The organism is Bordetella bronchiseptica (assembly GCF_900636925.1).
Lineage (GTDB): Bacteria > Pseudomonadota > Gammaproteobacteria > Burkholderiales > Burkholderiaceae_B > Bordetella > Bordetella pertussis.
The window spans coordinates 2,759,756-2,779,231 of sequence record NZ_LR134326.1 but is presented as its reverse complement, the minus strand read 5'-3'; the positions used below and the strand labels follow the sequence as shown (position 1 = coordinate 2,779,231).

The 19,476-nt window shown below is 68.2% G+C and carries 19 protein-coding genes and 1 pseudogene; 8 read left to right on the top strand and 12 right to left on the bottom strand.

The window, feature by feature from the left end; all coding sequences use genetic code 11:
* Nucleotides 1-125 precede the first annotated feature (125 nt).
* From glnH to glnQ, 3 genes are all read left to right on the top strand, one after another.
* A complete protein-coding gene (gene glnH, locus EL288_RS12955) occupies nt 126-878 on the top strand; it encodes a glutamine ABC transporter substrate-binding protein GlnH (protein ID WP_003811110.1) in 753 nt (250 codons plus the stop codon).
* A gap of 68 nt (nt 879-946) precedes the next feature.
* On the top strand, nt 947-1,606 hold the full coding sequence (glnP, locus tag EL288_RS12950) for a glutamine ABC transporter permease GlnP (RefSeq protein WP_003811112.1): 660 nt from the start codon (nt 947-949) through the stop codon (nt 1,604-1,606).
* The gene (gene glnQ, locus EL288_RS12945) at nt 1,603-2,331 is read left to right on the top strand and encodes a glutamine ABC transporter ATP-binding protein GlnQ (protein WP_003811113.1); all 729 of its coding nucleotides are present in this window, start codon (nt 1,603-1,605) and stop codon (nt 2,329-2,331) included. Before glnP ends, glnQ begins: the two co-directional genes overlap by 4 nt.
* Nucleotides 2,332-2,343: 12 nt before the next feature.
* Here the strand turns inward: glnQ and EL288_RS12940 are convergent, their stop codons facing one another.
* From EL288_RS12940 to EL288_RS12920, 5 genes are all read right to left on the bottom strand, one after another.
* Nucleotides 2,344-4,623 carry a RelA/SpoT family protein gene (locus EL288_RS12940; RefSeq protein ID WP_003811115.1) on the bottom strand — a complete coding sequence of 760 codons (2,280 nt, stop codon included), beginning with the start codon at nt 4,621-4,623 and terminating at the stop codon, nt 2,344-2,346.
* A 24-nt stretch (nt 4,624-4,647) separates the two neighbouring features.
* Nucleotides 4,648-4,851, bottom strand: coding sequence for a DNA-directed RNA polymerase subunit omega (gene rpoZ, locus EL288_RS12935; RefSeq protein ID WP_003811126.1), 204 nt, complete (start codon nt 4,849-4,851; stop codon nt 4,648-4,650).
* Nucleotides 4,852-4,892: 41 nt separating this feature from the next.
* Nucleotides 4,893-5,525: a guanylate kinase gene (gene gmk / locus EL288_RS12930; protein ID WP_010930442.1), complete on the bottom strand. Its 633-nt coding sequence runs from the start codon at nt 5,523-5,525 to the stop codon at nt 4,893-4,895.
* 135 nt (nt 5,526-5,660) lie between these two features.
* Nucleotides 5,661-6,578: a c-type cytochrome gene (locus EL288_RS12925; RefSeq protein ID WP_015063868.1), complete on the bottom strand. Its 918-nt coding sequence runs from the start codon at nt 6,576-6,578 to the stop codon at nt 5,661-5,663.
* A complete protein-coding gene (locus tag EL288_RS12920) occupies nt 6,575-7,288 on the bottom strand; it encodes a c-type cytochrome (protein ID WP_010926697.1) in 714 nt (237 codons plus the stop codon). Before EL288_RS12920 ends, EL288_RS12925 begins: the two co-directional genes overlap by 4 nt.
* A gap of 237 nt (nt 7,289-7,525) precedes the next feature.
* On the opposite strand from EL288_RS12920, the gene EL288_RS12915 reads away from it, so the two are divergent.
* Entirely contained in the window at nt 7,526-8,296 is a 771-nt protein-coding gene (locus EL288_RS12915; protein WP_003811135.1) for an SDR family oxidoreductase, read from the top strand.
* Nucleotides 8,297-8,300: 4 nt separating this feature from the next.
* Here the strand turns inward: EL288_RS12915 and EL288_RS12910 are convergent, their stop codons facing one another.
* Complete coding sequence (locus tag EL288_RS12910) at nt 8,301-8,900, bottom strand: C40 family peptidase (RefSeq protein ID WP_003811137.1); 600 nt, start codon at nt 8,898-8,900, stop codon at nt 8,301-8,303.
* Nucleotides 8,901-9,144: 244 nt separating this feature from the next.
* Here EL288_RS12910 and EL288_RS12905 point away from each other — a divergent pair, with 244 nt between their 5' ends.
* Nucleotides 9,145-10,635 (top strand): AMP nucleosidase, encoded by a 1,491-nt coding sequence (locus tag EL288_RS12905; protein ID WP_003811138.1) that lies wholly within the window; start codon nt 9,145-9,147, stop codon nt 10,633-10,635.
* Between the two features lie 58 nt (nt 10,636-10,693).
* Here the strand turns inward: EL288_RS12905 and EL288_RS12900 are convergent, their stop codons facing one another.
* From EL288_RS12900 to EL288_RS12885, 4 genes are all read right to left on the bottom strand, one after another.
* A complete protein-coding gene (locus EL288_RS12900) occupies nt 10,694-10,978 on the bottom strand; it encodes a helix-turn-helix domain-containing protein (RefSeq protein WP_010926696.1) in 285 nt (94 codons plus the stop codon).
* Nucleotides 10,975-11,103, bottom strand: a complete 129-nt coding sequence (locus tag EL288_RS24535; RefSeq protein WP_003811142.1) for a hypothetical protein — start codon at nt 11,101-11,103, stop codon at nt 10,975-10,977. Before EL288_RS24535 ends, EL288_RS12900 begins: the two co-directional genes overlap by 4 nt.
* Before the next feature lie 12 nt (nt 11,104-11,115).
* On the bottom strand, nt 11,116-11,271 hold the full coding sequence (locus EL288_RS12890) for a hypothetical protein (protein ID WP_010926695.1): 156 nt from the start codon (nt 11,269-11,271) through the stop codon (nt 11,116-11,118).
* A 270-nt stretch (nt 11,272-11,541) separates the two neighbouring features.
* On the bottom strand, nt 11,542-12,468 hold the full coding sequence (locus EL288_RS12885; RefSeq protein WP_003811148.1) for a YicC/YloC family endoribonuclease: 927 nt from the start codon (nt 12,466-12,468) through the stop codon (nt 11,542-11,544).
* 136 nt (nt 12,469-12,604) lie between these two features.
* Here EL288_RS12885 and rph point away from each other — a divergent pair, with 136 nt between their 5' ends.
* On the top strand, nt 12,605-13,345 hold the full coding sequence (gene rph, locus EL288_RS12880; protein WP_003811149.1) for a ribonuclease PH: 741 nt from the start codon (nt 12,605-12,607) through the stop codon (nt 13,343-13,345).
* Between the two features lie 132 nt (nt 13,346-13,477).
* Here the strand turns inward: rph and EL288_RS12875 are convergent, their stop codons facing one another.
* Nucleotides 13,478-14,854, bottom strand: coding sequence for an MmgE/PrpD family protein (locus EL288_RS12875; protein WP_003811151.1), 1,377 nt, complete (start codon nt 14,852-14,854; stop codon nt 13,478-13,480).
* 182 nt (nt 14,855-15,036) lie between these two features.
* Here EL288_RS12875 and EL288_RS12870 point away from each other — a divergent pair, with 182 nt between their 5' ends.
* Both EL288_RS12870 and EL288_RS12865 read left to right on the top strand, forming a co-directional pair.
* Nucleotides 15,037-15,942, top strand: coding sequence for a LysR family transcriptional regulator (locus tag EL288_RS12870; RefSeq protein ID WP_003811152.1), 906 nt, complete (start codon nt 15,037-15,039; stop codon nt 15,940-15,942).
* 34 nt (nt 15,943-15,976) lie between these two features.
* Nucleotides 15,977-17,410: pseudogene (locus EL288_RS12865) on the top strand (methyl-accepting chemotaxis protein); the annotation flags it as partial.
* 183 nt (nt 17,411-17,593) lie between these two features.
* Here EL288_RS12865 and EL288_RS12860 read toward each other — a convergent pair.
* Nucleotides 17,594-19,396, bottom strand: a complete 1,803-nt coding sequence (locus EL288_RS12860) for an EAL domain-containing protein (protein ID WP_003811157.1) — start codon at nt 19,394-19,396, stop codon at nt 17,594-17,596.
* Nucleotides 19,397-19,476 lie beyond the last annotated feature (80 nt).

Below are 19,476 nucleotides of genomic sequence, written 5' to 3'. Positions count from 1 at the left end.
GGGGGACGTATGCGTTAAGATGATCCGCAGGTCCCCGCCGGATTACCCATGCGGCACGGACTCGGAGATGGTAGCCCCTTACAACAAATGGCTGGGGCCTGAGCAGACCCCAAGAGGAGAGTTCCATGATCAAAGCGAAAGTTGCGGCCGTACTGATCGGCGCGTCGGCGGCCCTGCTGGGCGCCGTGTCCACGGCGTCGGCCCAGGACAAGGAACTGGTGGTCGCCACCGACACCGCGTTCGTGCCGTTCGAGTTCAAGCAGGGCAACACCTATACCGGCTTCGACATTGATCTGTGGGCGGCCATCGCCAAGGAGCTGAACCTGAAGTACAAGCTGCAGCCCATGGATTTCAACGGCATCATCCCCGGCCTGCAGACCAAGAACATCGATGCGGCGCTTGCCGGCATCACGATCCGGGACGACCGCAAGAAGGTCATCGACTTCTCCGATCCCTACTATGAGAGCGGCCTGGCCATCCTGGTCAGCGAGAAGAACGACAGCATCAAGGAGGCCAAGGACCTCTCCGGCAAGAGCGTGGCCGTCAAGACCGGCACCGCCACGGTCGACTTCATGAAGTCGCAGGTGCCCGACGCCAAGCTGAAACTGTTCCCCAATATCGACAACGCCTATCTCGAACTGGCCACCGGCCGCGTCGACGCGGCGGTGCATGACACGCCCAACGTGCAGTACTACGCCAACACGGCGGGCAAGGGCCGCGTGAAGGTGGTCGGCACGGTCAAGAGCGGCGACTTCTACGGCATCGCCTTCCCCAAGGGCAGCGAACTGGTGCCGCAGGTGAACAAGGCGCTGGCCACGCTGAAAGCCAACGGCCAGTACGACGCCATCTACACCAAGTGGTTCGGCAAGCAGCCCTGAGCCGGCTGGCATCCGCGGGCCGGCGCATGGCGCCGGCCTGACCCGCATCCGCTGGCAGGGGGAAGACTGTGGATTTCGATTGGTCGGTAATCGGGACGGCATTGCCCAATCTGCTTGACGGCACGTTGATGACCGTCAAGATCACTTTCTGGGGGCTGGTGGGCGGCTTCGTGGTGGGCGCCCTGATCGGCGTGGCCCGGGCCTACGGGCCGCTGTGGCTGGCGGGGCTGGCGCAGGTGTACGTGGCCGTGATCCGCGGCACCCCCATCGTGGTGCAGGTGATGTTCATCTATTTCGCCTTGCCGCTGATGATCGAAGGCATGCGCGTCGACGCCGTGGCGGCGGCAATCGCCACGCTGATCATCAACTCCGGGGCGTACATCGCCGAGATCGTGCGCGGCTCGCTGCTGTCGGTGCACAAGGGCCTGAAGGAGGCCGGGCAGGCGATGGGCCTGCCGTTCTACAAGATCCTGCTGTACATCATCGGTCCGGTCGCTTTCCGACGCATGATTCCCCCGCTGGGCAACCAGTGCATCATCAGCCTGAAGGACTCGTCCCTGTTCATCGTGATCGGCGTGGCCGAACTGACGCGCCAGGGCCAGGAAATCATGGCCAGCAATTTCCGCGCGGTCGAGATCTGGTCGGCCGTGGCCATCGTGTACCTGATCCTTACCGGGACGATGGCCCTGGGCCTGCGGATGCTGGAAAAAAGGATGCGCATACTATGAGCATGGTCGAATTCCACAATGTCACCAAGAAATTCGGCGATTCGACGGTGCTCGACGGCATCACGCTGGATATCGACGCGGGCGAAGTGGTGGTGGTGGTCGGGCCGTCCGGATCGGGCAAGTCCACTTTCCTGCGCTGCATCAACGTGCTGGAGACCATCAACGACGGCGACCTGCTGGTCGGCGGGCAAAGCGTCAAGGGCGATGCCGCCCAGGTGCGCGAGATCCGCCGCGAAGCGGGCATGGTGTTCCAGCAGTTCAACCTGTTTCCGCAGATGACGGCGCTGGAGAACGTCATGTTCGGCCCGGTGCATACGCGCGGCGCCGCGCGCGCCGAGGCGCGCCGGCAGGCCGAGGAGCTGCTGGGCAAGGTGGGGCTGGCCGAACGCATGAACCACTATCCGTCCGAGTTGTCGGGGGGCCAGCAACAGCGCGTGGCCATCGCCCGCGCGCTGGCCATCAAGCCCAAGCTGATGCTGTTCGACGAGCCGACTTCGGCGCTCGATCCGGAGTTGCGCCACGAAGTATTGAAGGTGATGCGCGACCTGGCCGAGGAGGGCATGACCATGATCGTGGTCACGCACGAAATGGAGTTCGCGCGCAAGGTGGGCAGCCGCCTGATCTTCATCGATTGCGGCAAGATCGCGCACGACGGACCGCCGGCCGAACTGCTATCCAATCCGCCCAGCCAGCGGCTGAAGGACTTCCTGCAGCACGTATCCTGAGCGGCGCGCCGCTCAGCCCTTGACGCGCACGATCTTCTGGACTTGCGGCACGTGCCGGATGGCGCGGATGACCTGCGCCAGGTGCTTGCGGCTGTCCACCTGCACCGTCAGGTGCAGCGAGACCGTGGAAACCGCGTCGTCGTGCATCGTGACATGCACGATATTGGCGTCGGCCGCCGTGACTTCGGCCGCCAGCCGGCCCAGCACGCCGCGCTCGTTGCGCGTGACGATGTCCAGGCGCGTGGGCAGGTGCTTGGCGGTCTGGGCGTCCCAGGCCACGTTGATCCAGCGCTCGGGCTCGCGCGCGCGGGCGCGCAGCGCGACCGGGCAATCGGAGGTATGCACGACCAGGCCGTGGCCCAGCCGCATGCCGGCGATGATGGGGTCGCCGGGCAGCGGGCCGCAGCATGGCGCCAGCTGGACCGCCTGGCCTTCGCTGCCCTGGATCAGGATGGGCGCGGCGCGCGCCGAGGTGATCTGGTCCACGGCGGCGGCAGTGGTGGCGATGAGATCGTGTTCGGGCGCGAAGCGCCGCGCCACCACTGCGGCCAGGCGCTTGCCCAGGCCGATATCGGCCAGGATTTCATCGCGCGAGCTGGCACCCGAGCTGCGCGCCAGCTTGTCCCATTGCGGATCGTCGGTGCTGGGCACGGGCAGGTGCAGCTCGATCATCGCCTGTTCGAGCAGGCGCTCGCCGAAGGCCACGGACTCCTCGTACTTGACGGTCCGAAGGTAATGGCGGATTTCGGAACGGGCGCGGCCGGTGCGCACGTAATTGAGCCATTGCGCGTTCGGGCGCGAGGCCGGCGAAGTGATGATTTCGACCGTGTCGCCGCTGCTGAGCTCGGTGCGCAGCGGGACGAATTCGCCATTGACCTTGGCGGCGACCGCCTGGTTGCCGATGTCGGTATGGATGGCGTAGGCGAAATCGACCGGCGTGGCGCCGCGCGGCAGGGAAATGATCTTGCCGCGAGGGGTGAAGACATAGACCGCGTCGGGGAACAGGTCGACCTTGACGTGTTCGAGGAACTCGCCCGAATCGCCGGTCTGGCTCTGGATGTCGAGCAGCGACTGCAGCCACTGGTGGGTGCGCTTCTGCAGCTCGTTGAGCGTCAGGTCGGCATCCTTGTAGAGCCAGTGCGAGGCCACGCCTTCCTCGGCGATGTGGTGCATGTCGCGCGTGCGGAACTGGAACTCCACCGGCGTGCCATACGGACCCACCAGCGTGGTGTGCAAGGACTGGTAGCCGTTGACCTTGGGAATGGCGATGTAGTCCTTGAACTTGCCGGGCACGGGCCGATACAGCTGGTGCAGCGTGCCCAGCGCCAGGTAGCACTCGGGCAGGGTATGGACGATGACGCGGAAACCGTAGATATCCAGGACTTCGGAAAACGATTTCTTCTGTTCGGTCATCTTGCGGTAGACGCCGTACAGCGTCTTCTCGCGGCCGGTCACCTCGGCCTCGATGCCGGCTGCCGGCAGCGCCGCGCGCACGGCGTCCTCGATCTTGCTGATGACTTCGCGCCGGTTGCCGCGGGCCGCCAGCACGGCGCGATACAGTACCTGGTAGCGGTTGGGGTACATCGCCGCGAAGCACAGGTCCTGCAGTTCGCGAAACAACAGGTTCAGGCCCAGCCGGTGCGCGATCGGCGCGTAGATTTCCAGGGTTTCGCGGGCGATGCGGCGGCGCTTCTCGGGGTTGACCGCGTCCAGCGTGCGCATGTTGTGCAGGCGGTCGGCCAGCTTGATCAGGATGACGCGCACGTCGCGCGCCATGGCCAGCAGCATCTTGCGAAAGCTCTCGGCCTGCTGTTCGGCCTTGGTCGCGAAGTCCAGCCGATCCAGCTTGGACAGGCCGTCGACCAGTTCGGCGACTTCGGGGCTGAACTTCTCGGCCAGCTCATGCTTGCCCACGCCCTGGTCTTCCATCACGTCGTGCAGCAGGGCGGCCGACAGCGCATTGGCGTCCAGCTTCCAGCCGGCGCAGATCTCGGTAACGGCGATGGGGTGGGAAATGTACGGCGCGCCGCTGGCGCGGAACTGGCCCAGGTGGGCCTGGTCGGCGAAGCGGTAGGCTTCGCGCACGCGTTCGACCTCTTTGGGGTCGAGGTAGGTGCTGATGATCTCGGTCAGCGGCGCCAGCGAGGCGACCGGCGAGGCGGCCGCGTCGACAGCTTCCTGGGCGCCGGGAGACGGAGAGGGAGGCGTGCGGCCTTTCTTACCGGTGCGCCGTCCCAGGCGCAACGCGGCAAGCAATCCTGAAGAGGCGTACTTCAGCCCGGGAAAAGCCATTGCCACCGCCTCCCTGGGTAGGTATCAGGTCGGGACTTTGCGCAGCATTTCCAGGCCGGTGAGACCGGAGGCGATTTCCCGAAGCGCGGTGACCGTGGGCTTGTCCTTGCTGTCCAGGCGCGGCGCGTGGCCCTGGGCCAGCTCGCGGGCGCGATAGGTCGCCGCCAGCGTGAGCTTGAAGCGGTTGGGAATCTGGTTCAGACAGTCTTCGACAGTGATACGGGCCATGGAAAATACCTGGAGCTGACGGAAAGTGAAGGGAGTTCGCCTCAGTGCGCGGCGGGTATGCCCAGTTGCGAGAACAACTGCGCATTGCGCACGGCCTGGGACGAAAAACGCAGCCGCGCGGCACTGATGATTTGCACCAGTTCCGTCAGGGCTACGCTAAATTCTTGATTAATAATAACATATTCGCATTCAGGCGCGTGCGCGATCTCGCCGCCGGCAGCCAGCAGGCGGCGCGCGATGACCTGGGGCGCGTCCTGGCCGCGGGCCTTCAGGCGGCTTTCCAGCTCGTCGATGGAAGGCGGCAGGACGAATATGCCGATGGCCTCGGGGTAGCGCTGCTTGACCTGCCGCGCGCCCTGCCAGTCGATTTCCAGCAGGACGTCATGGCCGGCGCGGGTGGCCTCGTCGATGCGGTCGCGCGGGGTGCCATAGAAATTCCCGTGCACCTCGGCCCATTCGAGCAGCTGTTGCGCATCGCGCAGGCGGGCGAATTCGGCCTGGTCGACGAAGCGGTACTCGCGGCCGTCTTGCTCGCCGGGGCGCGGCGCGCGCGTGGTGCACGAAATGGACAGCACGAGAGAGGGATCGCGGTCGAGCAGGGCGCGAACCAGGCTGGACTTGCCGGCGCCGCTGGGAGCGACGACCATGAATACATTGCCGGAGGGTGCGGACATGGACAAAAACGACACAAGGGGCAGAACCGAAGAATAGCAAATCGGCCGGCGCGCCGGGAGCGGCCGGCCTTTTTTTCGCCTTGGGGGCGGCCCGAGGGCGGAAAAGCCCCCGGGGCCAGCAAGCCCTCGCGCCGCCTACTTGCCGGCCGCCCGCAGCTTGCCGCCGGACGGCGGCGCTGCGCTGCCCAGCAGATGGCCGTTGACTTCCATCCCGTACAGGGAGTCGTCCGAATCGTGGTACTTGGCGCGCGTCTGCGCCACCGAGCCCTGGTAGCGGGGGTCCTGCGGGCGTTCGTGGGCGTTCATGAAGTACGCCACGTCCCAGGCTTCCTGGTCGCTCAGCAGGCCGGCCTGGCCCAGCGGCATATTGGCCTTGATGAAGCCGGCCGCGTTGCCGATCTGGTGCATGCCCGCGCCCCAGTTGAACGAGTGCTCGCCCCACAACGCGGGGAAGACCCAGTGCCGGCCGTTTTTCTGCCCCTGGCCTTCGGCGCCGTGGCAGACGGCGCAATATTGCGCGTAGGCGGTCTTGCCGCGCAGGTAGTCGGGTTTTTGCGGCGGCGCCGGCAGCTTGCGATAGCCCTGGCCCGCCAGCTTGACGCCGGTCGGGGCCTTGCTCGCCAGCCAGTACATGTACGACTGCAGGGCGACCAGCGTGGGGTCGTCGGCCGGCGGGGATTCGCCATTCATGCTGTAGCGAAAACAGCCCTGCAGGCGCTCGGCCAGCGTGTTGACGTGCCCGTTCTTGGCCCGGTAGGCCGGATACAGCACGTAGGCCGCCCACATGGGCGCGGAATCGGCGCGCCGGCCCGCGTCCAGGTGGCAGCTGGCGCAGGTCAGGTCGTTGCCGACGAACTTGGCGGCGCGCTGCGGGGTATGCAGGAAGATCTGCTCTCCCTCGCGCACCACTTTGCCGAACTCGTTATCGGGAATGGCGTCGGCCGCGGGCGGCGTGAACGCGGGCGGGGCGTCGGCGGCCAGGGCTGGCGCGGCCGGCAAGGCGGCGGCCAGCAGCGAGGCCAGCGCAAGGCGGTGGATCAGTGCGTGCTTCATTTGGCGGCCTCCGGTCGCGGCGCGGCGGCCTGCCTGGGAAGGTTGGCGTAATAGGCCGAGACCGCGTCGATCTCGGCATCGCTCAGGCGGGTGGCGACGGCGGGCATCAAGGCCAGCGGGCCGGGCGGTCGCTGGCCCTGGCGCCATGCGCGCAACTGGCCGGCGATGTAGGCGGCCGGCTGGCCGGCCAGCGCCGGGAAGGCCGTGCCTACCCCGATGCCGCCGGGTCCGTGGCACTGGTTGCAGGCGGGTACGTTCCTGTCCCAGGCGCCGCGCACCGCCAGCCAGGCGCCGGTATCGGCCTTGGCGGGCTCGCCCAGGTGGGTGGCGGCCAGTCGGTCGGCATCGAAGGGGGCGGGCAGGCCGGCGTAGTACTCGGCCAGGGCCTGGCGCTGCGCGTCGCTCAGCCCTTTCGCAATGGGCGCCATGACCGGGTTGGCGCGCGAGCCGTTGGCCAGGGCGGTGAGCTGCTCGTACAGATAGCCCGAACCCAGGCCCGCCAGATGCGGAAAACCGGCGGCCGGGTTGCCTTCGCCCTTGGCGCCATGACAGGTGACACAGGCGGCCACGCCGTCGGCCCCCTGGCTGGCGATGCGGGCGGCGTCGGCGGGGGCGGGGGCCTGCGCGTGCGCCGCCGGGCTACAGAGGGCCGCGACGGCCAGCGCCGACAGGACGGGCCAGCGGCAACGGACAAGCCGGTGTGGGTGCATGGGTGACTGCTCCTTGGTAAGCGCATCTGGCGCTGCCGGTATCCGGGGCCAATCCGCTTGGGGTAATAAGTAAATACCCAAAAATTATATAAGGCGTTGGCTGACCAGTCCCTAACAGGGGCAATGTCGTTCATCCTGGTCGAACGGACTCGTCCGAAAAAGTCACGGGCACTTGCAGCAGCTGTCCGACGATTGGGTTAGGATGCGCCGAACACGTGACACAAAGAGGAGAGGGGCATGCAAGCCAACGCTAATTCGGGCGTCAAGGTCGCATTGGTGACGGGGGCGGGCACGGGTATCGGCCGTGCCGTGGCGCTGGAATTCCTGGCGCAGGGGTATCGCGTGGTGCTGGCAGGCCGGCGCCGCGAGCCGCTGGAGCAGACCCGCATCGCCGCCGGCGAGGATGGCGTGCGCGCGCTGGTGGTGCCGACCGACGTGGCCCGCGAGGAATCGGTGCGCGAGCTGTTCGACGAGACGCAGCGCGCCTATGGCCGGCTGGATGTGCTGTTCAACAATGCCGGGCGCGGCGCGCCGGCCGTGCCCATCGAGGAGTTGCCGGTCGAGACCTGGCGCGACGTGGTGGATACCAACCTGACCGGCATGTTCCTGTGCGCGCAGGCGGCGATCCGCCTGATGAAGGCGCAGCAGCCGCAGGGCGGGCGCATCATCAACAACGGTTCGATTTCCGCGCATGCGCCGCGGCCGTTCTCGATCGCCTACACCGCGACCAAGCATGCGGTCACGGGCCTGACCAAGTCGATTTCGCTGGATTGCCGGCCCTACGGCATCGCCTGCGGGCAGATCGATATCGGCAACGCCGCCACCGAGATGACCGAGCGCATGGCCGCCGGTATCCTGCAGGCCGATGGCAGCACCCGCCAGGAGCCGCGCATGGACGTGGCGCATGTCGCGCACGCCGTGGCCGAAATGGCCCGCCTGCCGCTGGACACGAACGTGCAGTTCATGACCATCATGGCCACCAACATGCCGTTCGTGGGACGCGGCTGAGGTTTCAGTTCTCGCTGGCGGCCAGCAGGGTGCCGCCGGCGGCGGGCGTGTCGAGATAGCGGCGCGCGCCGACGAAGCGCTTGTTCCAGTAGCGGTTGTCCATGCTGTCGACGCGGACCTTGGAGCCGCGCGTGGGGGCGTGCACGAACTGGTCCTGGCCGATATAGATGCCTACATGCGAGGTCACGCCGCGGCCGCGGGTGGCAAAGAACACCAGGTCGCCTGGCCGCAGGTTCTTGCGGGCCACGGTGCGCCCGGCGCCGCGCTGCGCGCGCGCGGTGCGCGGCAACTCCAGCCCGGCGGTGTGGCGGTACACGAACAGCACCAGGCCGCTGCAATCGAAGCCATCGGCGGGGTCGTCGCCGCCCCAGCTGTAGGGTGTGCCGATGGCGTCCAGGCCGGCCTGGACGACGCGGTCGCGCAGCGTGGGAACGGTGGGTTCGCCGGCCAGGCGCAGGCCCTGCAGCGAAGGGCGGGCCTTGGGCGAGAGCGCGGCTTGCGCGGTATCGGGGGAGAGCGACAGGCCCAGCGCGAGCAGCGGGGCGGTCAGGAAGGCGGGCAGGGACAGCGACAGGAGTCGGGCTTTTCGCGTAGGGGGAGTCATTACGGCACTTCGGGAAAGACAGTGGACGGCATGGCTGGACAAGGCGCGCGCCGGCGGCGAAGACGGTCCGCGAGGGAACGCCTGCGCTGCATTGTAATGGAATAATATTCCATTACATTTGCAAAGGCTTGCAGCATCGAGGCAAGCGCATGTAGCCGCGCCGGTGTCCGGCCGGCGACACGCCGGTGGGGCATAATCGACGCAACAGACAAGCTGTCGTGTCACTACGGAATCCGTCCCGCCCATGCCCTCCGACTATTCGATCGCTCAACTGCATTGCCCGGACCCGGTGCCCTTCGAGGCCTTCGACAGCGCGGTCGCCGCCACCGACCGCCTGATCGAGCTGTACCGCCGCAATACCGGGTTCGTGCGCGAGCTGTTCCACGAGGTGGTGGGCGGGCGTGAGTTGTCCGGACGGGTGCGCGCCTACTACCCGGCCATCCGCATCGGCGTGCAGACCTACGATCCGATCGATTCGCGCCTGTCGTACGGGCACGTGGCCGAGCCGGGCGAGTACCAGACCACCATCACGCAGCCGCATCTGTTCCGCGACTATCTCATCGAGCAGATCGGCCTGCTGCTGCAGAACCACCGCGTGCCGGTGGAGGTGGGCGAATCCGATATGCCGATTCCGCTGCATTTCGCCTTTCCGGACGGCACCTACGTGGAAGGCGAGCATATCGAGAACCTGCGGCGGCCGCTGCGCGATCTGTTCGACGTGCCCGATCTGGCGGTCACCGACGACGCCATCGTCAATGGCTCGTGGCGCGGCCAGCCCGGCGAGCCCCGGCCGCTGGCGCCGTTTACGGCCACGCGGGTGGATTATTCGCTGCATCGCCTGCAGCACTACACGGCCACCGCGCCCACGCACTTCCAGAATTTCGTGCTGTTCACGAACTACCAGTTCTATGTGGACGAATTCTGCGTGTGGGCGCGCGGGCTGATGGCCAGCGGCGGCGGCGACTACGACGCGCTGATCGAGCCGGGCAACCGCATCACGCGGCGCGGCGACCAGGCGCCGGTGGAGGCGGCGGCGGTGCGCCTGCCGCAGATGCCGGCGTACCACCTGGTGCGCCCCAATCATTCGGGCATCACGCTGGTCAATATCGGCGTGGGGCCGTCCAACGCCAAGACCATTACCGACCACATCGCCGTGCTGCGCCCGCATGCCTGGCTGATGCTGGGCCATTGCGCCGGCCTGCGCGATTCGCAGCGCCTGGGCGATTACGTGCTGGCGCACGGCTACGTGCGCGAGGACCACGTGCTGGACGCCGACCTGCCTACCTGGGTGCCGGTGCCGCCGCTGGCCGAGGTGCAGGTGGCGCTGGAGCAGGCAGTCGAGGAAGTGGCGGGCCTGTCCGGCTGGGAGCTCAAGCGCATCATGCGCACCGGCACGGTGGCCACCATCGACAATCGCAACTGGGAGCTGCGCGACCAGGGCGAACTGGTGCAGCGGTTCGCGCAATCGCGCGCCATCGCGCTGGACATGGAATCGGCCACCATCGCGGCCAACGGCTTCCGTTTCCGGGTGCCGTACGGCACGCTGCTGTGCGTGTCCGACAAGCCGTTGCACGGCGAGCTCAAATTGCCCGGCATGGCCAGCGCCTTCTACCGGCGCCAGGTCAACCAGCACCTGGAGATCGGCATCCGGGCGCTGGAGCGCCTGCGCGAAATGCCGCCCGAGCGGCTGCAGTCGCGCAAGCTGCGCACCTTCATGGAAACGGCGTTCCAGTAGGCGCGGCCGGCGGGCGCTGCGATAAAGCCGGCGGTTCCTCGCACGCCAACGGTGACAGTCAGGCCAGCGCTTCGATCACCGCCTGGGGATTCCGGTCGATCACGTTGAGCAGAACCAGCGCGGCCCCCCGGGGAGTGCGGTCGCCACGTTCCCAGTGCCGCAGGGTTGCGGGCGAGAAGCCGAACTGGGCGGCGAACTGTTCCTGGGTCATGCCCACTTTGGCACGCACGGCCTTGACATCGACCTGGCGGGGGCGATGCACGCGCATGCCATGAACATTGCCCTTGGCGTGAGCGATCGCTTCCGACAGGCCCTGCCTAATGTTGTTGAATGCAGTGCTCAAGATTTCGCTCGTCCTTTCCAGATGTTCACCAACACATCGACCAGGCCGGCCAGCTCATTACGCTCGGCTTTGGCCAGATTGGCTTTGTCGCCCTTGGCAAAGAGCGCCAGCAGATACAGTGGCATGAGGTCATCGTGCTAGTAGTAGATGACGCGCACGCCGCCCGTGCCTTCCATGATGTCTCCGGCTTCAGGATGTGCGGCCAGATAGCCGATCAGGTCTTGGCGCTCTTGCGGGCCCAAGAGCTTGCCGGCCAAGCGAATGTAGGTGGGCAGTTCGGCAATGCCGTGCATGATTTCGTAGATGTTCCATTCTAATCCAATGGATTAGTTGAAACAAGAACGACTGAAAAGGATTTCAGGGGCACCGGTCTATGCCGGGGGCGATGCTGTCGGCTGCATTGTATTGAGACCTACCCGGCTGATTGAGAAGCCCGAGACGAATTTGTCACCCATTTCTGGGTTGATTGGGCAATGTCTCTTGCGGCAATCAGGCGGCGCTTCGGAGTCTGTGGCGGCGGATGCGGCAGCGGCAGGGGGGAAGGCCAGGGCCCTCCCGTCGCCTCACTCCAGGTTCTGCGCCTGTTCGCGCATCTGCTCGATCAGCAGCTTGAGATCCATCGCCGCGCGCGTGACTTCCAGGCTGCCGGCCTTGGAACCCAGGGTGTTGGCCTCGCGGTTCATTTCCTGGAACAGGAAGTCCAGGCGCTTGCCGGCGCTACCGCCGCGCTTGGCGTCGGATTTGGCGGGGCCGTCGCCCAGCAGGTGGCGCAATTCTTCGAGGTGCGAGCGCAGGCGCGAGAGTTCTTCGGCGACGTCGATGCGCAACGCGAAAAGGGTGGCTTCCTGAGTCAGGCGCTCGGACAGCTCCGGTCCGGTGATGTGGGCGAAGCCGCCGGGGAAGGCCGATTCGACCGCTTCGCGCAGCTTGAGCGCCAGCTTCTCGCGGTGATCGGCCAGCAGCTGGGGCAGGTGGGTTTCGACGCCGTCGACAATGCGGCCCACGCCGTCGGCGCATTCGCGCATCATCGCGGCCAGGCGCTCGCCTTCGCGGGCGCGGCCTTCCTGCATCTGCGCCAGCGCTTGCTGGGCGGCCTGCATGCAGGCCGCGCCCCAGGCCTGCGGATCGAGCGCGTCGTTGCCGCGCTGGCCGGGCCAGTTGAACAGTTCGACCAGGCGCGGCGCGGCGACTTCGGGCAGGACGGCGCGCGCGTTGTCCAGTTGCGCGGCCAGCGAGCGCAGCCATTGCGGGTCCAGCGTGGAGAGTTCGGTGGAGGCGGCGCGGGTATACGACACGCGCACTTCGACCTTGCCGCGCGCCAGCTTGGCGGTCAGCAATTCGCGCAGCGGCGTCTCGACGTGGCGCAGCTCGTCGGGCAGGCGGAAATACAGGTCGAGATAACGGCTGTTGACGCTGCGCAGCTCGAGCGCGAGCGAGCCCTGCTCGAGGTCGGCGCGGGCGTTGCCGAAGGCAGTCATGCTGCGGATCATGGGGAGGATTCCAGGTGATTCGATGAAAGGCCCGCCGCGCGCAGGCCGGCGGCAGGATGCTTGCAGGATAACCGATGCGCGCGCGCCGCCGGCACGTACAATCCCGCTATTGTCAGATTTCCAGGAGCCGATAACCGTGAGCACTTCCGCCGCCGATACTCTTTCCCGTCCGTCCGGCCGCGCCGTCGACGCCTTGCGGCCGTTCAGCCTGGAGCGCGGCTTCACGCGTTATGCCGAAGGCTCGGTGCTGGTGCGCGCGGGCAATACGCATGTGCTGTGCACGGCCAGCGTGCTCGAGAAGGTGCCGCCGTTTCTGAAGGGACGCGGCGAAGGCTGGGTGACCGCCGAGTACGGCATGCTGCCGCGCGCCACGCATACGCGCGGCGACCGCGAGGCCGCGCGCGGCAAGCAAAGCGGCCGCACCCAGGAAATCCAGCGCCTGATCGGCCGCAGCCTGCGCGCGGTGTTCGACCTGCGCCTGCTGGGCGAACGCACCCTGCACCTGGATTGCGACGTGCTGCAGGCCGACGGCGGTACGCGTTGCGCCAGCATCACGGGCGCCTGGGTGGCCGCCGCCGACGCCGTGGCGCTGCTGATGCAGCGCGGCGACCTGGCGCACAACCCGATCCGCGACGCGGTCGCCGCCGTGTCGGTCGGCCTGGTGGATGGACGCGCGGTGCTGGACCTGGATTACCAGGAAGATTCGGCCTGCGCGGCCGACGTCAATGTGGTGATGACCGGCAGCGGCGCATTCGTCGAAGTGCAGGGCACCGGCGAGGGCGCCACCTTCACGCGCGGCGAACTCGACACGATGCTGGGGCTGGCCGAAGGCGGCATCGCCCAGCTCGTGCGGGCGCAGCGCGAGGCACTGCAGTAAACCCGCGTGCCTGTCCCCGCAGGGGGACTGGCACGCGCTGAATCCGGGGTGCCTGTCCTCCCCGCTGACCTGGTGTGCCATGCGCACTCGACCGCCGGGACAGGCACCCCGTCGTCCGTCCTGGCCACTGCCTTACTCGCTCAACAGCTTGCCCACGCGCTCCTGCTCGGCGATGCGCCATACCCGGTCGATCAGGGCGCGGACTTCGCTTTCGGTGGCGTGTCCGCCGTAGCGCGCCAGCCGCGCGACCTTGTCTTCGATTTCGGGGCGCGAGAGGGTGTTGCCGGGGTCGCCCTTGGGCTCGTCGACGCGGCCGTGGAGGCGGCGGCCGTCGGTGGTGGTGACGTTGACCTTGCCGATCCAGCGCCTGGGGTAGGCGCGGTCCACCTCGTCGTCCAGCGTCATGCGCACCTTGTCGCGCAGCGCCGCCACCTCGGCGTCGCCCGGGGCGGCGTCGAATTCGGTGAGGCCGGCGTGGCCGCGCAGCGCGATCAGCGCCAGCACGGTGCCCATCGAGAACTTCGATTGATGGACGGTGGCGGGGGCGGTGACCGGCCCCAGCACGTCGATGGCGCCCTGGTGCACCAGGGTTTCGACCGCCGCCAGGTCGGCGGCGCGCAGGCCATGTTCGCGCATCACGTGCTGCAAGGCGTCGGCCGCCGGGTGGGTGTGGCGGCACGAGGCGTGGTATTTGAACGAGGTCTCGGCCAGGGCCCAGCGCTGGCCCAGGCCGTCGAGCAGCCGGCTGGGGTCGGCGTCGCTGGACATGCCGGCGGCCAGGCCCTGCGCGCCCTCGAGGATGCGCTGCGCGCCGGTGAAGCCGTCCTGCGCCAGGTAGGCCGCCGTGATGCCCGCGGCGGCGGCGTGCGCGGTGTGCAGTTGCTTGGAGTCCGCGGCATCGCGCAGGAACTCCCACAGGCCGGCCGATTGCGTGCCCGCCGAGCCCAGGGCATGCAGCATCTGCGCGGCGTCGAGCCGCAGCAGATGGCCGACCGTGACGGCGGCGGCCAGGGGGCCGACCGTGGCGGTGGTATGGAAGATCCTGTAGTGCGAACGGCCGAGGAATTCGCCGATGCGGATGCCGGCCTCATAGCCGGCCACCGCCGCGGTCAGCAGGTCGCGGCCGCTGCGGCCAAGCGCTTGCGCGACCGCCAGCGCCGGCGGGAATACCACCGCCGCGGGGTGGAACACCGCGCCGTTGTGCACGTCGTCCTGTTCGACCACGTGGCAGGCGGCGGCGTTGACCATGGCGGCGAACAGCGGCGTGGTGCCGGTGCGCGTGACCAGGTTCTGGGAGGGACCGTCGGCCGGGCCCATGGCGGCGGCATAGCGCGCGATGGCCTGCACTGGTGGCGCGCCGGCGCCGGCCAGGATCGAAGCCAGGCTGTCGAGGAACAGGTCTTCGGCGCGCCGGAGCACGGCAGGCGGGATGTCCTCGTAGCGCAGGCCAGCGGTGAATTCGGCCAGCCGGGCGCTGGGGTGATCGGATGGGGAAGGGATCATGGTCATGGTCGGAAGGAGCGACGCATGCCCAGCACGTGCCCGGCGACGTAGGGCAGGACCAGGGGCTGCGTCTTCTTTTATGATGGGGTTTGCGGAAACGTAATCGAGCACTGTGCCCCAAGCCCGGCGCCCTGCCAATTTACGATTGCCGAACACCGGGTTATGGATTACCGAAGGAGGGGGGGCGCATGGCCGCGCATTTCGATTTGACCGACCTGCAGCTGCTGGTGCATATCGGCGATTGGCACAGCCTGACGCGCGGCGCCGAGAAGTCGCACCTGTCGCTGCCGGCGGCCAGCACGCGGGTCAAGAACCTCGAAGAGCATTTCGGCACCCAGTTGCTGTACCGCACCAGCCAGGGCGTGACCCTGACGCCCTCGGGCGAGGCCATGCTGCGCCATGCCCGCACGGTCATGCAGCAGGTCGAGCAGATGCGCGGCGACATGCAGGAGTTCGCGCGCGGCGTCAAAGGACATGTGCGCGTGCTGGCCAACACGACGGCGATGACCGAGTTCATGCCCGCCGTGCTGGCGCGCTACCTGGCGGCGCACCCGGACGTCAACGTCGAGCTGCGCGAACGGCTGAGCTACCTGGTGGTGCGGGCGGTGGCCGATGGCTCGGCCGATATCGGCGTGGTCGCCGGCTGCGCCCCGGACCAGAAACTGCAGTTCATCCCGTACCGCAAGGACAGGCTGGTGGTCGTGACGCCGGCCGGCCACCGGCTGGCGGCCGAGGAGTCGGTGGCGTTCGCCGATACGCTGGCCGACGATTATGTCGGCTTGTCCGAGTGGAGCGCCATCCATCCGTTCCTGGTGCAGGCGGCCGCCAGCCTGGGGCGCACCTTCAAGTTCCGCGTCGAGGTGGGCAATTTCGAAGCGGTCTGCCGCATGATCGAAAGCGGCGTGGGCATCGGCGTGATCCCGGAGTCGGCCGCGCTGCGCTACGCGCGCAACCTCGATATCGCGCTGGTCGGGCTGACCGACGAGTGGGCCGTGCGCGAGCTGCAGATCTGCGTGAAGAACCTGGACAGCCTGCCGGTTTTCGCGCGCGAGCTGGTGGAAACCTTGGTGGCCGACGGGGACGCGGCCGGCTGAGCGTGTCAACAATCTGCAAGACTGCCTGCCCATAATGGCGGCGACGCCGCCATGCGCGGCTCAGCCTCACTTGCGGATCCCGATGCGAAAGAAACTCAAACTTGCGGCCGCGCTGTCGGCCACGCTGGCATTTTTCGTGCTGTTGTTCGCCGCGGCGGCCGGCGCGGGCGTGGCGGTGCTGCGCGACAACCAGGCTGCCATCGAAGCCCTGGGCCGCGGCAATATCGAACGCGCCAGCGACCTGGGCGATACGACCAGCTGGCTGTTCCAGGCCCGCGCCGTGCTGGCCGACGCCAAGACGTATATGGAAGGCGGGCTGGAGGAGCAGCGCGACGCGGCCCTGGCGCAGGCGGCCACGCTGCTGGAGCAGGCCCGCGCCAGCCAGGAGCGCCTGCGCGCCAACCCCGAGATGGCCGCGCAGGGCGCGTCCTTGTATGACGAGGTGCTGGCCGGCTACGACGCGCTGGCGGTCCAGGCGCTGGCGCCGCTGCATGCCGCGCTCAAGGGCTGGAACGGCATCGAGGCCAACCGGCTGGCCGAACGCGCGCTGCCGCAGGCGGCCGAGCGCTACATCGAGGCGGTCGATGCCTTCCAGGGCTATGCGAGGGAGCAGGGGCGCGCCGCCGTGGCCGATGCCGCGCGCGTGCTCGAACGCATGGTGCTGGGCGCGGCGGCCTTGCTGGCGCTGGTGGCCGTCCTGGCCGTCGTGATCCGGCTGGGCTTTCGCCGCGCGATGCTGCGGCCCTTGACCGAGGCCGGCCGCCATTTCGACCGCATCGCCGATGGCGACCTGACCGCCGCGATCGCGGCGCGCGGCGACAACGAGATCGGCGTGCTGTATTCGGCGATGCGACGCATGCAGGGCGGGCTGACCCGCGCGGTCGAATCGGTACGCCATGGCGTGGAGGAGATCCACACCGGTTCGGGCGAGATCGCCGCCGGCGGCGTGGAGATGTCCGGCCGCACGGCGCGCCAGGCGGGCGCGCTGCAGGAGGCCGCCGCCAGCATGGCGGAGCTGGCCGGCACGGTACGCGCCACCGCCGAGCACGCCGACCAGGCCAGCCGGCAGGCGGCCGGCGCCACCGAGCTGGCGCGCCAGGGCGGAACGGCGGTCGCGCAGGTGGTCGCCAGCATGCGCGACATCGCAAGCGGCGCGCAGCGCATCGCCGAGATCGTGGGGCTGGTCGACAGCCTGGCGTTCCAGACCAATGTGCTGGCCTTGAACGCGGCGGTGGAGGCGGCGCGGGCCGGGCCGCAGGGCAGGGGTTTCGCCGTCGTGGCCGGGGAAGTCCGGTCGCTGGCCCAGCGCAGCGCCCAGGCGGCGCGCGAGATCAAGGGCTTGATCGACGATTCGTCGGCGCGCGTGGCCAGCGGGGTGCAGCAGGTCAACCTGGCGGGCGCCACCATGGGCGAGATCGTGCAATCGATCGACCGTGTGACGCAACTGGTGGCCGGTATTTCGGAGGCCAGCGCCACGCAGGCCGCGGGCATTGCCTCGGTCAACCTGGCCGTGGCGGACGCCGAGCGCGCCACGCAGGAGAATGCCGCCATGGCCGAGCAGACCGCGGCGGCGGCGGCCTCGCTGGAAGCGCAGGCGCAGGCCTTGCGCCAGGCGGTGGCGGTGTTCCGGTTGGCCGGCGCGGCGCCGCGTTCAGGCGGCGCGGGCGGGCAGTTGGTAGCGCTGGACCAGCAGCGCCAGGTTGCCGTGCTTGACCTGCTGCTTGACGCGGGCGGCGGCCGAGGCGAGGTCCTCCGGGCGAACGTGGCTGCCTAGTTCGACCGGGCTGACCTCCAGCGCGCCGATGCCCAGGGTGACGCAGGGGAAAAAGCGCAGCACGCCGTAGCGGTCTTCGGCGCGGATGCCGCCGTCGTGGCGGCCCTGGTCGTCGTACAGGTCGAGGGCGCGCAGGTTGAACTCGGCGATGATGCGCTCGATCCGCAGGCGCCAGTCGGTGCTGCGCAGCATGACGACGAAGTCATCGCCGCCGACGTGGCCGACGAAGTCGCGGCGCGCGTCGCAGTGGCGCTTGATGCTGTCGGCGCACAGGCGGATCATGTCGTCGCCGCGCCAGTAGCCGTAGACATCGTTGAACGGCTTGAAATTGTCCAGGTCGGCGTAGCAGACGACGAAGTCGAGCGCATGGTCAAGCAGGTGGGCGATGTGCTGGCTGATGGGGATGTTGCCCGGCAGCGAGGTCAGCGGGTTGGCGTAGCGCGCGGCTTCGAGGCGCATTTCGGTGACCGAGCGCACCAGCGCTTCGCCGGTGCCCAGGCTGTCGTAGCGGCCGCCGCGCGTGATGACGAAGCCATCGGCCAGATAGCGCTGGTCGTCGGACAGCAGCACGTGGCTGAGCTGGTCGATCGACGTATGCACGTCCACCAGCACAGGGTCGGGGTTCATGAACGTCGAGCATGGATTGCGCCCGAACAGGTCGCGGGTATAGCGCTGGGCGTAGTGCTCGGAGAAGTCGCGCCGGTTGATGATGCCTACCGGCCGGCTGTCGGTGTCCAGCACCGCCACGGCATGCAGGTGGCGATGCTCCTGGAACAGCCGCTGCACGTCGTCGTTGGTGTGGCGCGCCAGCATGACCGGCGGCGCCTCGACCCGCAGCGCCAGCGCCGTGTGGCCCGGGATGCGCGTGGGTTGCGTCGCACAGGCTGGCTGCAGCGAGGCGCGCGCCGCCGTGGGCAGGTCGGTGCGCGGCTCGTTCTCGGGACGGCCCAGGAACCAGCCTTGCGCGTAGCGTATGCCCAGCTCGTAGACCGTGCGCAGGTCGTCGGCATTCTCGATGCCCTCCGCCACCAGGGTGGAGTTGAGCTGGCGCGCCGTCGACACCATGGAGCGCACCAGTTGCAGGCGGCGCTCGTCGCGGCTGATGCCATTGAAGAAGTAGCGGTCGATCTTGACCAGGTCGGGGGCCAGTTCGGCCCATAGCTGCAGGCTGGCGTTGCCGACGCCGTAGTCATCCAGCGCCACCCGCATGCCGCTGGCGCGCAGGCAGGCCAGGGCCTGGTTCAGGGCCGGCAGGTCGCCGCCCACCGGATCGTATTCGGTGATCTCGATGACCACGCGGTCGGCCGCCAGGCCGCTGTCGGCCAGCAGCATGACCGGCAGCCCGCTGCCGTAGTGGCGCCAGCACGCCACCAGGACGGCGCCGGAGAGATTCAGGAACAGGTTGCCGGGCGAATCCAGCTCGATGAAGCGGCGCGCGCCGGCCTGCAGGCTGGCCAGTTCGAGTTCGGCGTGCAGGCCGTCGCGGCGCGCCGCGGCGAACAGGGCGTCGGGCATGTGCAGCACGCTTTGGTGCGGCCCTCGGATCAGGCTTTCATGGCCGAAAATACGATCCTGCGCCAGGTCGGCCACCGGCTGGTAGCAGGGATTGAGCAGGCCGCCCTGGAGAATGGCGGCCAGGCCGGCGTCGGCATGGAGGTCTGCTGCGGAAGACGAGATCATGCTGGGCGTATGCGCAAAGGGCCAGGCAGGCCGGGGTCAATATCATGACGAGTCATTATTGCCGCGATGTTGCGTAGGTT

Excerpts from the sequence above, each read along its gene's own strand:
- EL288_RS12920 (WP_010926697.1), bottom strand. The coding sequence starts at position 7,288 with ATGCACCCACACCGGCTTGTCCGTTGCCGCTGGCCCGTCCTGTCGGCG.
- EL288_RS12885 (WP_003811148.1), bottom strand. The coding sequence starts at position 12,468 with ATGATCCGCAGCATGACTGCCTTCGGCAACGCCCGCGCCGACCTCGAG.
- EL288_RS12915 (WP_003811135.1), top strand. The coding sequence starts at position 7,526 with ATGCAAGCCAACGCTAATTCGGGCGTCAAGGTCGCATTGGTGACGGGG.
- EL288_RS12925 (WP_015063868.1), bottom strand. The coding sequence starts at position 6,578 with ATGAAGCACGCACTGATCCACCGCCTTGCGCTGGCCTCGCTGCTGGCC.
- EL288_RS12905 (WP_003811138.1), top strand. The coding sequence starts at position 9,145 with ATGCCCTCCGACTATTCGATCGCTCAACTGCATTGCCCGGACCCGGTG.
- EL288_RS12910 (WP_003811137.1), bottom strand. The coding sequence starts at position 8,900 with ATGACTCCCCCTACGCGAAAAGCCCGACTCCTGTCGCTGTCCCTGCCC.
- gmk (WP_010930442.1), bottom strand. The coding sequence starts at position 5,525 with ATGTCCGCACCCTCCGGCAATGTATTCATGGTCGTCGCTCCCAGCGGC.
- EL288_RS24535 (WP_003811142.1), bottom strand. The coding sequence starts at position 11,103 with ATGCCACTGTATCTGCTGGCGCTCTTTGCCAAGGGCGACAAAGCCAAT.
- EL288_RS12860 (WP_003811157.1), bottom strand. The coding sequence starts at position 19,396 with ATGATCTCGTCTTCCGCAGCAGACCTCCATGCCGACGCCGGCCTGGCC.
- glnH (WP_003811110.1), top strand. The coding sequence starts at position 126 with ATGATCAAAGCGAAAGTTGCGGCCGTACTGATCGGCGCGTCGGCGGCC.
- glnQ (WP_003811113.1), top strand. The coding sequence starts at position 1,603 with ATGAGCATGGTCGAATTCCACAATGTCACCAAGAAATTCGGCGATTCG.
- EL288_RS12870 (WP_003811152.1), top strand. The coding sequence starts at position 15,037 with ATGGCCGCGCATTTCGATTTGACCGACCTGCAGCTGCTGGTGCATATC.
- EL288_RS12875 (WP_003811151.1), bottom strand. The coding sequence starts at position 14,854 with ATGACCATGATCCCTTCCCCATCCGATCACCCCAGCGCCCGGCTGGCC.
- EL288_RS12890 (WP_010926695.1), bottom strand. The coding sequence starts at position 11,271 with ATGCACGGCATTGCCGAACTGCCCACCTACATTCGCTTGGCCGGCAAG.
- rpoZ (WP_003811126.1), bottom strand. The coding sequence starts at position 4,851 with ATGGCCCGTATCACTGTCGAAGACTGTCTGAACCAGATTCCCAACCGC.
- EL288_RS12940 (WP_003811115.1), bottom strand. The coding sequence starts at position 4,623 with ATGGCTTTTCCCGGGCTGAAGTACGCCTCTTCAGGATTGCTTGCCGCG.